General features: G+C 41.8%; 11 protein-coding genes. 2 read left to right on the plus strand and 9 right to left on the minus strand.

Annotated elements, in window-relative coordinates; genetic code table 11:
• Nucleotides 1-1307 precede the first annotated feature (1307 nt).
• The 4 genes from R2S57_RS29150 to R2S57_RS29165 form a co-directional block, all read right to left on the minus strand.
• Nucleotides 1308-2714, minus strand: a complete 1407-nt coding sequence (locus R2S57_RS29150) for a TolC family protein (RefSeq protein ID WP_316848432.1) — start codon at nt 2712-2714, stop codon at nt 1308-1310.
• Nucleotides 2701-5898 (minus strand): efflux RND transporter permease subunit, encoded by a 3198-nt coding sequence (locus tag R2S57_RS29155; RefSeq protein WP_316848433.1) that lies wholly within the window; start codon nt 5896-5898, stop codon nt 2701-2703. Before R2S57_RS29155 ends, R2S57_RS29150 begins: the two co-directional genes overlap by 14 nt.
• Before the next feature lie 24 nt (nt 5899-5922).
• Nucleotides 5923-7125: an efflux RND transporter periplasmic adaptor subunit gene (locus tag R2S57_RS29160; RefSeq protein ID WP_316848434.1), complete on the minus strand. Its 1203-nt coding sequence runs from the start codon at nt 7123-7125 to the stop codon at nt 5923-5925.
• Between the two features lie 70 nt (nt 7126-7195).
• A complete protein-coding gene (locus R2S57_RS29165) occupies nt 7196-7801 on the minus strand; it encodes a TetR/AcrR family transcriptional regulator (RefSeq protein ID WP_316848435.1) in 606 nt (201 codons plus the stop codon).
• A 180-nt stretch (nt 7802-7981) separates the two neighbouring features.
• Here R2S57_RS29165 and R2S57_RS29170 point away from each other — a divergent pair, with 180 nt between their 5' ends.
• Nucleotides 7982-8425 (plus strand): GNAT family N-acetyltransferase, encoded by a 444-nt coding sequence (locus tag R2S57_RS29170; protein ID WP_316848436.1) that lies wholly within the window; start codon nt 7982-7984, stop codon nt 8423-8425.
• Between the two features lie 270 nt (nt 8426-8695).
• On the opposite strand, the gene R2S57_RS29175 is transcribed toward R2S57_RS29170, so the two are convergent.
• The 5 genes from R2S57_RS29175 to trpD form a co-directional block, all read right to left on the minus strand.
• Nucleotides 8696-9337: an NAD(P)-dependent oxidoreductase gene (locus R2S57_RS29175; protein WP_316848437.1), complete on the minus strand. Its 642-nt coding sequence runs from the start codon at nt 9335-9337 to the stop codon at nt 8696-8698.
• Between the two features lie 356 nt (nt 9338-9693).
• Nucleotides 9694-10461: a tryptophan synthase subunit alpha gene (trpA, locus tag R2S57_RS29180; protein WP_316848438.1), complete on the minus strand. Its 768-nt coding sequence runs from the start codon at nt 10459-10461 to the stop codon at nt 9694-9696.
• Between the two features lie 171 nt (nt 10462-10632).
• On the minus strand, nt 10633-11814 hold the full coding sequence (gene trpB / locus R2S57_RS29185; RefSeq protein ID WP_316848439.1) for a tryptophan synthase subunit beta: 1182 nt from the start codon (nt 11812-11814) through the stop codon (nt 10633-10635).
• A gap of 50 nt (nt 11815-11864) precedes the next feature.
• Entirely contained in the window at nt 11865-12494 is a 630-nt protein-coding gene (locus R2S57_RS29190) for a phosphoribosylanthranilate isomerase (protein WP_316848440.1), read from the minus strand.
• A complete protein-coding gene (trpD, locus tag R2S57_RS29195; protein WP_316848441.1) occupies nt 12488-13477 on the minus strand; it encodes an anthranilate phosphoribosyltransferase in 990 nt (329 codons plus the stop codon). The genes R2S57_RS29190 and trpD overlap by 7 nt, the downstream gene beginning before the upstream one ends.
• A gap of 952 nt (nt 13478-14429) precedes the next feature.
• Between trpD and R2S57_RS29200 the strand changes: the two genes are divergently transcribed.
• A complete protein-coding gene (locus R2S57_RS29200) occupies nt 14430-15371 on the plus strand; it encodes an ion channel (RefSeq protein ID WP_316848442.1) in 942 nt (313 codons plus the stop codon).
• Nucleotides 15372-15608: the final 237 nt, after the last annotated feature.

Below are 15608 nucleotides of genomic sequence, written 5' to 3' on the forward strand. Positions count from 1 at the left end.
CACCTGTACCGATTTTTCATCGGTAGCCGAGGCAAGACAGCGCGTAGGGCAAAGAACAAATATTATCTCATAACCACCCCTGCCCCCTCCTAGATTAGGAGGGGAGTTCCCCTCATAGTTTGAGAACCCACCGATTTAGAATGCCAGCCTCTGCTCACTGCAATATGCACCACGCTATCTGCTCCCTGCTATCCGGCCTCGCAGATTTTCGACGGAAAAAGCACGGAAATCTGTTCACTCCCCCCTCATTACCCCACAGCCCAAGGCAGGATCAAAGCGAGAGCGTGGGGATAAGCAAGGGACTAAGAGCCTCGATGCTGCCGCAATCGAGATTTCCGTAGGTTTTTACAAGAAAAGCTGCAAGCCTTGATTTTTGGTTACCTTTTTATCAAGAAACCTGCGAAGCAAGCTTGAAGGCCTATAAAAACATATATACTACTGAAAAAAGGTAAGAGCCCCTTCGGCGGCGGTGAGCCGAGGCAAGACTGCGCGAAGGGCAAAACCTCGTAGGTGATTGAACGAAGGCAATAGTCACTTACACAGAGATCCTTCGCTTACTCAGGATGACAGCAAAAGAGAAAATTCTCTGCTCCCTACAGTGTGCGCTTCGCTATCTGCACCCTGCTATCCGGCCTCGCAGATTTTCGACGGAAAAAGCACGGAAATCTTTGCACTCCCCCTCACTATCCCACAGCCCAAGGCAGGATCAAAGCGAGAGCGCGGGGATAAGCAAGGGACTAAGAGCCTCGATGCTGCCGCAATCGAGATTTCCGTAGGTTTTTACAAGAAAGGATGCAAGCCTTGGGCTTTTGTTACTTTTGGGCCAAGCCAAAAGTAAGAGCCCTCCAGTGGCGGCGAACTGGGGCAAGACAGCGCGAAGGGCAAGACAGCGCGTAGGGCAAGACAGCGCGTAGGGCAAGAAAAAATATCATCTCATAACCACCCCCACCCCTCCTAGATTAGGAGGGGAGTTCCCCTCATAGTTGCAAATAGCAACAGGCCTAGAAATTTAGCCTCCTGTGAAGTGCTCGGTATGAAAATCCCATGATAACAAAAAAACACCAGAAACATCCTGCTTTCGCAAAACATCCCTGGTGTCTTTGTGACTTGGTGGTAAAAACCACTAAAAAACGCTATATAAAGATTGCTTCGGCTCGCTCTAGTCCAGCCTCGCATCCGACAGCTATCGGATGACGAATTCTTTTCAAGGGTTCTAAAACAAAAAAACACTAAGAACATCCTGCAATTGCAAAACATCCCTAGTGTCTTTGTGACTTGGTGGTTAACTAAATTAAATCACCATTATCTTACTGCCACCCCCCCCCTAAAGAACGGTACAAGCCAACAACAGCATTTAACTGCTCCGTTTTAATGGTAGTTAACTCCAGTTCGCTTTGCAATAAATTGCCTTGCGCAGTAATCACTTCAAGGTAGTTAGCCATACCGCTTTTAAACAACATACTCGCATTTTTCGATGCCTGTTGTAAAGTTTGTGCTCTTTTCTCAGCAATACCATATTGAGTTTTCAACTTCTCTACTTTCGTTAACTCATCCGACACTTCGCCAACAGCGTTCAGTACCGACTGACGGAACTGGATCACCGATTTCTCGCGGTCGATTTTAGCCAGCTCCAAAGAAGTTTTCAACTGACCTCTTTGAAAGATCGGTTGCGTAATCCCTGCCCCAACCAAACCGAACAACGATGCCGGAACATTAAACCAGTTGCTTGCTTTAAAAGAGTTGATCCCGCCACTTGCGGTAATCACCAGCGAAGGATATAAACTTGCTTTCGCTACCCCAACCTTTGCATTGGCAATGGTTAAAGCCAGTTCAGCACTTTTAATATCCGGTCTGCGGCTCAACATAGCCGAAGGAAAACCAGCATTTAAATCTTGTGGGATATCCATTTTATCCAAACGGCTCTCGCGGTTAATCGCTTTAGGCAAAGTACCAATCAATACACTCAAAGCATTTTCCTGTAAAGTAACATTCTGCTCCAAACGAGGTATCAGTTGCGCCGCATTTAACTGTTGCGCCTGTGCCTGTTGTATGGCCAGCGAAGTAACCTGACCTGCATCGAACTGTAAATTGATAATCCTAAGCGTGCTATCGTTCAGTTTTAAGTTCTTTTTGGCAATTTCCAGCTGCGCATCAAGCATTAACAAATTGTAATACCCTTGTGCAACATTACTCACCAAGCGGGTTTGCACTGCTTTACGCGCCTCTTCTGTTTGCAAAAAACTGGCTAAAGCGCCAGCTTTTTGATTGCGGATTTTGCCCCAGATATCGGCTTCCCAAACCACACCCAGATTAGCATTGTAATCTTCGATATGGCTGGCACCTGTAAACTGATTTAAGCTTAATCCATTTAAACTATTGTCTGATGGACGGCTCGAACTTGCTGCAACCTGCAGTTTAAGTTCGGGCAGATAACCCAGTTTCGATTGTTTAAACAATACTTCAGCTGCATCGATATTTTTCAAAGCAATTTGCATATCGTAGTTTTTAACCAAAGCTGTATCAATTAAATTCTGAACAGTAAGGTCGTTGATAAAACTCTTCAAAGGCATTGAGCCCACACTCGAAGAATCTTTAGGTGTTGTGTTTCTGAATAACCCAGGCGCAATATTTGGCAGCGCTGTATCTTTCGAAACCGAACATCCGCTCCAGATTAAAGCAAGGAGCAGGATGGTAATAATATTAAACCGTTTCATAAACTGTATGATTATTTACAGGTTCTCCATGGTGTTGAACAACCTCATTTGATGATTTTTTTGATAGTTTTTCCTGTAAGGCCTGGAAGATGACGAAAAGTACCGGAATGATAAATAAACCTAAAATTACACCAGATACCATACCACCTGCGGCACCAATACTGATGGAGTGGTTACCTTGTGCCGATGGACCCGTTGCAATACTCATCGGGAATAAACCGAATACAAAGGCAAGTGAGGTCATAATAATCGGCCTGATCCTCAATCGTGCTGCTTCTATCGCCGCATCAACCAAACTGCGTCCTGCCTTTCGTCGCTGTACCGCAAACTCCACAATCAGGATGGCATTTTTAGCCAGCAAACCGATAAGCATAATCAGCGCTACCTGTACATAAATGTTGTTTTCGATACCGGTTAAACCCAATACCACAAACACACCGAATACACCTGTAGGGATTGATAAGATTACCGCCAATGGCAGGATATAACTCTCGTACTGTGCCGATAATAAGAAGTATACAAACACCAAACAAAGCAGGAAGATCACCGTCGACTGGCCACCTGAAGAAATTTCCTCACGTGTTTGTCCAGAGAATTCGTAAGCATATCCGGTTGGCAATTGTTCTTTAGCCGTTTCTTCAATCGCTTTAATCGCATCACCAGAACTGTAACCTGGTTTAGGGATGGCGTTTACTTCGATAGAGTTAAACAGGTTGTAACGCGAAGCCGTTTCCGAACCATATACACGGGTTAATTTAACCAGGGTACTGATCGGCACACTTTCTCCCGCTTTGTTTTTCACAAACACACGGTCGATACTTGCAGGGTCGGTTCTATCGGCAATATCAGCCTGAACCACTACACGGTAGTATTTACCAAAGCGGTTAAAATCTGATGCCTGTGCCGTACCGAAATAAGTCTGCATCGTTTGTAAGATATCTTTTTTACTTACACCCAACTGATCGGCTTTTTCGTCGTTCACATCCAGTTGTAACTGAGGATAATCGGCTTTGTAAGAAGTAAAGGCATAAGCAATAGCAGGTTTCGCCATTAACTTTCCGATAAAGTTATTCGCTACACCACTAAATTTATCCAACCTGCCATTCGTTTTATCCTGTAACATCACGTTCATCGCCTCAACGTTACTAAAACCTGGTACCGTTGGGAAACTAAATACGAAGAAGGTACCGGCAGATATAGCGGCCATTTTAGCCCTTACAATATTTTGTATCTCATCGATATTTTTAACCGCCCCTCTTTCTTCATTTGGTTTTAACAATAAGAAAATCTGCCCAGCTGAAGGACTGTTCGATGCGGTTAAGAAATTATAACCTGCTAACGACATCACAAACCTTGCTGATGGCATCGCCCTCAACTCAGCCTCAGCCTGTTTCAACATTTTATTGGTATTGGCCAATGATGTTCCCGATGGACTGGCCACCGCGATAGCCACGAAACCCTGATCCTCTGTAGGAATAAAGCCTGTTTTTGTTCTGCCTACCAGAAAAATGGTAACCAAAACGATTAAGGCAAGGCCGCCCATGCTGATCCATTTGTTGCGGATAAGCACTTTTAAGCCACCAATATAACGGTTGGTCATATAATTGAAACCACCGTTAAAGCCTGCATAAAACTTTTCTACAAAACCTTTTTTAGGCGCGTTGTGTCCACCTTCTGCATGTTTGTTTTTTAAAAACAAGGCCGCCAAAGCAGGACTTAAAGTTAAAGCGTTAACAGCCGATATAATAATGGCGATGGCCATGGTTAAAGCGAACTGTTTGTAGAAAATACCTGTCGAGCCGGTCATAAAACCAACCGGTAAAAATACCGCTGCCATTACCAGTGTAATCGATATAATCGCTCCGGTAATTTCGTTCATCGCCTCGGTTGTGGCCGCCCTTGGGCTAAGTGAAGGGTTTTCTTCCATTTTGGCGTGCACCGCTTCTACCACCACAATCGCATCATCCACCACAATACCTATGGCCAGTACCAATGCGAACAAGGTTAAAAGGTTAATAGAGAAGCCGAACAGCTGCATAAAGAAGAAGGTACCGATAATCGCCACCGGAACTGCAATAGCCGGAATTAACGTCGACCTGAAATCCTGAAGGAAGATAAATACCACGATAAATACCAGTAAGAAAGCTTCGATCAAGGTATGCTCTACCTGATTGATAGATTCATCAAGATCGGTTTTGGTACGGTAAAACTGATTGTATTTAATTCCCGATGGGAAATCTTTTGATAGTTTGGCCAACAGTTTATCAATCGAAATCTGGATTTCGTTGGCATTTGAACCCGATAACTGGATAACACCAATGGTAATACCATCATGTCCGTTTAAACGGTTAACACTACCATAACTATACGCACCCAGTTCAACACGGGCCACATCTTTTAAGCGTAAAATAGAACCATCTGAATTGGAACGGATCGCGATATTTTGATATTCTTCTGGTTTGGTAAGCTTACCTTTATATTTAATGATGTATTCAAACGCCTCATTACTACGTTCTCCAACCCTACCTGGGGCCGCTTCAAGGTTTTTGTCCTGAATAGCAGTGATGACTTCGTTTGGTGTAATTTTATAAGTAGCCAATTGACTTGGATTTAACCAAATACGCATTGAATAATCTTTAATACCACCAAATACACTGGCCGAACCTACACCCGGGATACGTTTAAGTTCCGGAATAATATTGATCTGCGCATAGTTGTTTACAAAAACCGCATCGTATTTTTTTGGATCTTCAGAGTACACACCGATAGCCCCAATAAAGCTGTTTTGCTGTTTCGTAGTGGTGATACCATATTGTACAACCTCTGCAGGCAATTGGCTGGTGGCTTGCGAAACACGGTTTTGCACGTTAACAGCAGCCTGATCGGGGTTGGTACCTTGTTGGAAGTAAACCGTAATCGCCAGGGTACCATCGTTACTGGCGCTGGAGGTCATGTAGGTCATGTTCTCCACACCATTAATTGCTTCCTCCAGTGAAGGTGTTACCGAACGTAATATCGTTTCGGCATTGGCCCCTGGGTATACAGCGGTTACCAATACCGACGGAGGTGCGATATTTGGAAAGCGCTCTAAGGGCAACTTTGTTAAGCCAAGTATACCAACTATTACCAATAAGATGGAAATAACAGTCGAAAGTACAGGCCTGTCTATAAATTTCTGAAACATGACTTTTTAAATTTTATGGTCGTATTAGTTTTTTGTTCTTGCAACAGCTACTTTATCTGCTGCTTTTTGAGGCGCGATCACCATGCCTTCCTGTAATTTATCAACGCCGCTCAACACAATCTGGTCGCCAACTTTTACCCCGTCTTTAACCAGGTAATTTTCGCCGCTTTTACCAACAATGGTAATGGCTTGTTTTTTAACCTTGCTGCTATCGCCTACAGTAAATACGAATACTTTATCCTGCATTTCTACTGTAGATGATTGAGGAACCAGAATGGCATCATCATGCTGCAAGCCTAAACGGATCTTACCGGTATTACCCGAGCGAAGCACTCCGCTTGCATTAGGGAAACTAGCCCTTAAAGTAATGGCACCTGTGTTTTTATCAAACTGACCATCAATCATGTCGATTTTACCTTTAATTGGATAAGCAGAGTTATCGGCCAATAAAAGCTCAACTGCTGGTAAATGTTTAATCCTATCGGCAGGTGTTTTACCCGGGTAGTTTGCGTTAAAGTTATTGAAGTCGTTTTCAGCAAGTGCGAAATAAACGTGTACTTCGTGGATATCCGATAACTGCGTTAATGCAATCTGATCGGTCGGCGAAACCAAACTTCCCTGTTTTTTAGGGATACGGCCAATGTAACCACTTACCGTAGCCTTAACATTGGTATAACCTAAATTGATCTGTGCCGAAGCCACACTTGCCTTTGCCTGTTCTGCATTGGCCTGGGCAATTTTATAAGCCGTTTTAGCAGTCTTCAACTGATAGTCGGAAACTACTTTGTTCTGCACTAAAGGAGTTAACTTATCCACTTCCAACTGTGCATTTAAAATCGCAGCTTCAGCAGCATGTAAGCTTGCTTTTGCATTGTTTAAAGCCTCGCGGAAAGGGTTTTCGTTAATTTTGAATAGGGTTTGTCCGGCGGTAACATAAGCGCCTTCGTTAACCAGAACGCTTTGTAGGTAACCACTCACCTGCGGACGAACATCGATATCAACAGCACCCTGGATAGAGGCCGGATATTCAATATAGGTGGTTTCTGTGCTCGAGTTAATGGCGCTCACAGGCAATGCCGGTGGCGGTGGTGCAGCGGCTGATTGATCAGGAGACGATTTACAGCTCACCAAAATTATAGATAAAAGAGAAATTGTTAACATTGAATTAATACCATTAAACCATTTAACGGTGTTAAGTAGCGGGTACAAGCGGTGTAGAGATTTCATATAATTAAATTTAATTGGAATTAGAGTGTATAAATAATTTAACAGTGTTAAATTACCGGGTAAAAAAAAATTAACTGTTAATAGATAACGTAATGCCTTTGATGGCATCTTTTAAAATTTGCTGGTTTAACTCGTCTGTTGTTCTTCCATTTGGGCGGACCAGGTTGATGGAGATTAAACCATGGATGATAGACCAGTAGGTGTAATACTTCATGCAGATATCGTCATCAGAAACGGGTTTCTTTTCGAATAAAGATTCAATTACATCGCCCAACATACTGCCTACGTTTTCGGCTTCTGCCATCGAATTTTTAACGGTACAACAAACCATATCCACACCGTACATCAACTGATAAAATTCTTTATGGGTAAAGGCGAAGTTCCAGTAGGCAATCCACATGGCTTCCATTTTATCTTCCGGAGATTCGTGCTGATCTCTGGCTTCGCGGATATCTTTGGCCAACATTAAATAACCTCTTCTGGTGAGTTCCAGTAAAATGCCATCTTTGTTAGAAAAGTATTCGTAAATAATTGGTGCGGTATATTCAATCTGGTCGGCAATTTTACGCATACTCAATGCCTGCCAGCCTTCTGTTTGAACAATGTTCAAGGCAGCATCCAGAATTTTTGTTCTGGTTTCATCTTTTAAACGTAGAATTCTTTCTTTACTTCCCATGACTGGAATATTAGGTGTAAATAATCTAACACCGTTAGGCAAATGTAGAACCAATTCCAGAATTCACAATCATTCATTTGTCATAAACATTTTATTGCTTAGTTTTACCGCTGATAATCAACGATTAAAGCAGTTAAAAGCATATTTTAAATAAATTAGTTTTCTCAAAAAAAATAAAAAATGATTTTCCGCGAAGCAAAAACGACTGACATTCCTGCAATACAAATTGTCAGACATACCGTAAAAGAGAACACTTTGTCAGATCCGGCACTGGTTACTGACAAAGATTGCGAAGAATTTATTACCCAACGCGGCAAAGGCTGGGTTTGCGAAGTAGACGGAACGCTAGTGGGTTTCTCTATTGTCGACCTAAAAGAACATAACATTTGGGCTTTATTTCTCCGCCCTGAATTTGAAGGCAAGGGCATTGGCAAAGAGCTGCACCGCTTGATGATGGATTGGTATTTCGATCAAACACAAGAATTGGTTTGGCTGGGCACAGCGCCCAATACCCGTGCTGAAGAATTTTATACCCGCCAGGGTTGGAAAAACGTAGGCATGGTGAATAAAGGTGAAGTGAAATTTGAAATGAGTTATGCGGATTGGGTGAAACGAAATGCTTAAATAGTAAGCTTTATTGCCACGGAGGCACAGATTAACACGGAGATATTTTTTAGTTTATTAACCACCAAGAACACAAAGTTTAGTGCCTTAGTGATGTAGCTGCCAAAAAATGAACCATATAAGGTATATAAGTTACATATAAGTGTAATGCCCCGCATGCCCTTAAATTCCTTATATGGTAAAGAAACTATAATAAGCTTTAACCACCAGGTTACAAAGAACACAAAGCATATAATACTTGGTGCCTTCGTGTCCTGGTGGTAAAACAACCTAACTATTCCAGATAAAAGGCGCCTGTTTTACAAAGGCGGCATCCCTTAAAGCGTCAATAATAAACTCCGCCAAATTAGAAGCATTAATCTGACCGCCTTCGCAGTTGATCAAACTCATTTCAATTGCTGTCCGTTCATCAGTTTGCATAATCAACGGCAAACGGATTAAAGTCCAGTCGATGTCACTGGCAGTTAACAGATCATATTCTTTTTGTTTATCTGCTGTAGAAACCGGATAGTTATCGTACATCCATTTGGTTGCGAATTGAGTCTTGACATCTTTTTCATCAGCAGGACTATCTACATTGATCCCTGTAATCACGATGTAGCGTTTCAGATTAAAAGCCTCCATTGCTTTTAGAATATGAGCTGTTGATTGTGTAAAGATTGTTTTCTCACTGGCAGGTTGTCCCATACCGAGGGCACTGATTACCATATCGCAGCCTTGTATAAAAGCAAGTACCGTTTCTGCATCTTTAACGTCGCCGGTTATGATTTCCAGCGAAGGATGGTGGATCTGAAGTTTTTCCGGATTCCTGACAAGGGCTTTTACCCTGAATTTTTGCGCCAATAGCGCTTTTAAAATATAAGCACCAGCTTTACCTGTAGCACCAATTAAAGCAATTTTTAAATCTTGCATGATGTTCTTTATAAAATTTAGAAAATAATAGTTTAGCCCCATGATCAGAACGATAAGGGAATATCAGAACAGAGTTCTGTTTGAGGAATATTTTATAAAGAGATTTTAATGGCACTAAGCTACGGAAATTTCCGATATTTCAAGGACGATAGCTATCGGATGAAGTGCAGTGAAGATAAATATTCTTGCATGAAAGACCCTGAAACAAGTTCAGGGTGACGAACCGAGAGATTGATCGTCATTGCGGGAAGGCTTTTTCAGCCGACGAAGCAATCTCTCCGGCAGGATCACTAGCATGAAAGATTGCTTCGTCGTGCCTCCTCGCAAGGACGATGTAAGGAAGAAAAGGAAAAAAATTACCCCTTAAACTTCTTCATAAAGGTACTCACACTTTCCTCCAAATTACCATCGGCGATGGCTTTAACGAAAGCGGTACCAATAATGGCGCCATTGGCATACGAGCAGGCTTTATCAAAAGTCTGTTTATCGCTGATCCCGAAACCGATCATCGTTGGGTTCTTCAGGTTCAGGTTTTTAATCCTGCCGAAATAAGCTTCTGTAGTATCGCCAACCTCGAGATTTTTACCTGTAGTAGCCGATGAGGATAGCAAATAGATAAATCCATTGGTTAAACCATCAATTTTATGGATGCGCTCTTCAGCTGTTTGCGGGGTAATTAAAAATACGTTGCTCAGGTTATGCTTTTCGAAGCAATCTTTGTAAAACTCCTCGTATTCTACCATCGGCAGATCTGGCACGATACAGCCATCTACCCCTACTTCGGCACAGGCCTCACAGAAATTTTCTACCCCAAACTGCAAAACAGGATTTACATAACCCATTAACAAAACGGGAATGGTAACGGTTTTACGTAAGTCTTTCAACTGTTCGAAAAGCAGTTTAAGCGTCATGCCCTGATCGAGCGATTGTTTACTGCTGGCCTGAATCACCGGTCCATCGGCAACAGGATCCGAATAAGGGAAACCGATTTCGAGCATATCAGCACCCGATTTCTCCAATGCCTCGGCAATTTGTAAAGTATCGCCAGTATTTGGATAACCAGCGGTATAATAAATTGATAATATATTTTTCTTCTCCTGGAAGAGTTGTTTAATTCGGTTCATTCTATGAGATTGGAGATGTGAGATTGGAGATGTGAGATTAGAGATTTGCGACTTGAGACGTGAGATTTGAGATATGAGACTTAAGTACCTGGCAAGGAATCCTTTTGTCTCAAATCTCATATCTATTACCCCATATCTATTGTCTCAAATCTCATATCTATCGTCTCAAATCTATAAGTTAAAATATTTAATATAAGTATCCAGATCCTTGTCGCCACGACCTGAAAGGCAAACCACTACGTTTTCGCCTGCTTTAAACTCCATCTTTTCTAAGTAAGCCAAGGCGTGTGCACTTTCAATGGCCGGGATAATTCCTTCCAGTTGTGTACAAAGCAAACCTGCATCCAAACTTTCTTCATCAGTGATCGAAACATATTGTCCGCGGCCTGTTTTAAACAAATGTGCATGTTGCGGACCAATACCCGGATAATCCAATCCAGCCGAAACCGAATGTGGTTCTACCACCTGTCCATCTGGCGTTTGCATCAAAATACTTCTGCTACCATGTAATACCCCTTCTTTACCTAAGTAAGTGGTAGCTGCAGAAAACCCACTCGATACCCCTTTACCGGCCGCTTCAACAGCGATGAGTTTCACATTTTCATCATCCATAAAATGATAGAACATGCCCATGGCATTACTTCCACCACCTACGCAAGCCAAAACATAATCAGGCTGATCGCTACCGGTTTGTTCTAATAATTGTTTTTTGGTTTCCTCAGAGATAATCGATTGGAAAATTGCCACCATATCAGGGTAAGGGTGTGGACCAACCACCGAACCAATAATATAATGTGTATCAACAGGATTATTGATCCAGTCGCGCATGGCCTCATTGGTGGCATCTTTTAAGGTTTTACTTCCAGAACTCGCCGGAACCACTTTTGCACCTAACATTTTCATACGGGCCACATTTGGCGCCTGGCGCTCAATATCTACCTCGCCCATGTAAATCACACATTCGAGGTTACGCAAAGCACAAACCGTTGCCGTAGCTACGCCGTGCTGACCAGCACCAGTCTCCGCTATAATCCTTTTTTTGCCCAATTTTTCGGCCAGTAAAATCTGCCCGATGGTATTGTTGATCTTGTGTGCGCCGGTATGGTTTAAATCTTCTCTTTTCAGAAAAATATTGGCGCCATATCTTTCCGAATACCTTTTAGCAAGATAAAGAGGCGAAGGACGGCCGACATAATCCTTTAACAATTGATGAAATTCCTTTTGAAAACCGGCATCATCAATAATCTTTAAATAGTTTTGACGCAATTCTTCTACGTTTGGATAAAGCATTTCGGGGATGTATGCGCCACCAAAATCTCCATAATATCCTTTTTCGTTTACTTTGTATTTCATGTTTCTTTTCTTTTTCCCCTTGGTTTAAACCAAGGGTTATGAATAACAACCTATTTATTCATTTCTTTAATAAATTCTTTAATCTTCTCCGCATCCTTCAAACCTGGCTCAATTTCAAATCTGCTATTGATATCCAGGGCATATAAACGCTCATCGTGTATATTTTTTATCGCTTGGGTGTGTTCTAAATCAATTCCACCGCTTAAAAAGTAGGGTTTGCTGTAAGTATATCGGTCCAAAACAGACCAATTGAAGGCTTTTCCCGATCCGCCATGTGCTTTAGTTTTGGTATCGAAGAGAAAGTAATCCACCACCTTTAAATATACTTCGAGACCTGAAAAATCAAAATCTTCATCTATTCCGAAAGCTTTAATCACTTCCAAAGCGGGAAAGCTCGATTTTAATGTTTCGCAATATTCAGGCGATTCACTTCCATGTAACTGAACAGCCTTCAGCTTCAATGTGTTTACTTTATCTTTTATTTTTTCAAGGTCTTCATTTACAAACACACCCACCGTTTTAATCTCCGATGGGATGTATTTGATCAGTTCAGCAGAAACATCGCTGATCAACCGGGGCGATTTCTTATAAAAGATAAACCCCAGGTAATCTGGCTGCAACTCAGCAACCGCAGCAATATTGGCTGCCAAACGCATTCCGCAAACTTTTAACTTTAGCATGCCAGTAAGTTTTTAAAACTCTCCAATGCTTTTTTGTTCATCAACGATTCTTCTGCTTCATAAAAACAATCTGCAAAAGATTGGTTGGGTTTTATGGTTTTAATCGCCAATGCCGAATTGCACAGTACCACATTGTTCTGCACATCTGTAGCTTCGCCGTTTAAAACATCCATAAATATTTTAGCTGATGACTCTACCGTATCACCACCTTTAATCGCATTGGTATCCACCTTATCAAAGCCCATATCCTGAAGCGTTAAAATCTGTTCGCCCTTGTTCGAAAAGGTTTTCACATCGCAGGTTAGTGAAACCTCGTCATAACCTTCCAACGCATGCACGATAGTATAACTTTTATCGGTATCCTGGTATAGATAAGCATATAAACGGGCCAGTTCCAGACTGAATACCCCCACCATCTGGTATTTTGGCTGTCCGGGGTTAACCATCGGGCCAAGCATATTGAAAAATGTTTTCACGCCCAGTTCTTTACGGATCGGTGCAACAATTTTCATCGCCGGATTAAACAGTGGCGCATGTAAAAAGCAGATGCCGGCGGTATCCAGGTTACGTCTTAACGTACCCTCATCATTGGTAAAAGTATAACCTAAATATTCCATTACGTTAGAAGAACCGCAGCCCGAAGAAACACCATAATTACCGTGTTTGGCCACATGATGCCCGGCTCCTGCCACCACGAATGATGATAAGGTAGAAATATTGAAAGTATCTTTACCATCGCCTCCCGTACCACAGAGATCAATCAGATCGTAACCCGATAAGTCTACTTTTACACACATATCAAGCATCGCATCCCTAAAGCCCTGTAACTCTTGTACTGTGATGTTGCGCATGGCATAAGCAGTAATAAAAGCTGCAATTTGTGAAGAATTAAATGCCCCTTCGGAAATGGAGATTAAAATGTTCTTCGCCTCTTCCCTGCTAAAACTCTTGTTCTCGAATAAATGGTTTAATATTTTTTTCATGTTTATCGCTCAATCTTATTTAACCACTGATGAACACGGATACACACAGATTTTATCCGTGTTCATCTTTTTTATCTGTGGTTCATTTCTCATTCTTTTATTTTATGCCATGGTTTGTGTCTCCACAAACCATTTATTTTCTTCCGTTTCGTGGAGACACGAACCGGGGCCTCGGTATTACGCCTACTTTTGTTTATCGCTCAATCTTGTTTAACCACAGATGAACACGGATACACACAGATTTTATCCGTGTTCATCTTTTTTATCTGTGGTTCATTTCTCATTCTTTTTATTTACGCCATGGTTTGTGTCTCCACAAACCATTTATTTTCTTCCGTTTCGTGGAGACAAGAACCGGGGTGTTGGTATTACGCCTACTTTTGTTTATCGCTCAATCTTGTTTAACCACTGATGAACAGGGATACACACAGATTTTATCCGTGTTCATCTTTTTTATCTGTGGTTCATTTCTCATATATCTCCATGGTCTGTGTCCCCACAGACCATTTATTATTTTGCTCCATTTCGTGGAGACACGAACAGGGGCCTCGGTATTACGCCTACTTTTTTTATCGCTCAATCTTGTTTAACCACAGATGAACACGGATACACGCAGATTTTATCCGTGTTCATCTTTTTTATCTGTGGTTCATTTCTCATTCTTTTTATTTACGCCATGGTTTGTGTCTCCACAAACCATTTATTATTTTGCTCCTTAACCACCCCGTCCTTCTTACACCCCTCCACGGGAGGGGAAGGCATAAAAAAAGGATTGCTTTTTGGGCAATCCTTTTCATTGTGTTTAAAATATTTTAAAATATATAACAATAGAATTTGCCTAACGAATTTCGTTATGCCACCACCAATTGTTATTTAAGTTTTTAATTATCATGTTTGTATAAAGCAAATATTGATATAGTTTTTTAATATTCCAAAATCTTTCTAAAAATATATGTCTTTCTTCAAAAGAAAAGTACAGTTTAATGATGATTTCGGTTTCGGATCCAATCCGGTAACCAAAAATCAGCGCATGCTCAATCCCGATGGTTCAGCAAATATCGAACGTACAGGCCTGCCCTGGTTTAAGTTCGACGATACCTATACCCGCCTGGTAACCATGAGCTGGACAAGGTTTTTCTTTGTCATCCTCGTTACTTATATGGCTGTAAACACAATTTTCGCCATTTTATACAATCTCGTGGGTATCGAAAATTTAGATGGCGCCAAAGGTGTAACCCTTCGCGATCAGTTTTTTGATGCCTTTTTCTTTTCTGCCCAAACCATTTCTACCGTTGGTTATGGCCACATTTCGCCACAGGGTTTTGTTACCAGTGTGCTGGCTGCTTTCGAAAGTATGTTAGGTTTGCTTGCCTTTGCGTTGGCCACCGGTTTATTGTATGGCCGTTTCAGCAGACCTACATCTAAAGTAAGTTTTAGCAAAAAAATGGTGATTGCCCCTTACGAAAAAGGCCATGGTTTAATGTGCCGCTTGGTTAATCTCCGCCGCAATCAACTCATCGAAGTGGAAGTGCAGATGGTGATGTCGTACAACGAAACGGTAGATGGCAAACATGTGAGAAGGTTTTATCCACTGGCTTTAGAGCGCGATAAAATTGGTATCTTATCTTTAAACTGGACGCTGGTACATGCCATTACCGAAGAAAGTCCGTTTTATGAGAAATCTTTAACCGAACTGCAACATGCTGAGGTAGAAGTTTTTGTCATCCTTAAAGCTTTTGATGATACTTTTTCGCAGACGATCCATACCAGAACGAGTTACCAGGATGAGGAAATTGAAATGGATGCCAAATTTGAGAAAATGTATTACCACAATGAGGAAGGTAAAATGGTAATGGATTATAGTAAACTGGATAAGGTTACAAGGACGGTGTAAGTTTCTTCTTTTGTATGTTAAAGTTTTTTTGTTTTTGAAAAGCAATTGCTGTGCTAATCGGTTACGACAGTCCCGCCATACGCTTTATCCAGATTGAAGGAATTGGGATGCTCGCTGCTGTCGGGTTTAAATAGGCTGGGTTAGTGCTGATAGGACCACCCCGCCTTTCAGGCACCCCTCCAGAGGAGGGGAATGCAAATCGCATAAAAACTATGAGGGGCAATTCCCCTCTCGCAG

The organism is Pedobacter psychrodurus (genome assembly GCF_032678585.1).
In the GTDB taxonomy this organism is placed as follows: Bacteria; Bacteroidota; Bacteroidia; order Sphingobacteriales; family Sphingobacteriaceae; genus Pedobacter; species Pedobacter psychrodurus_A.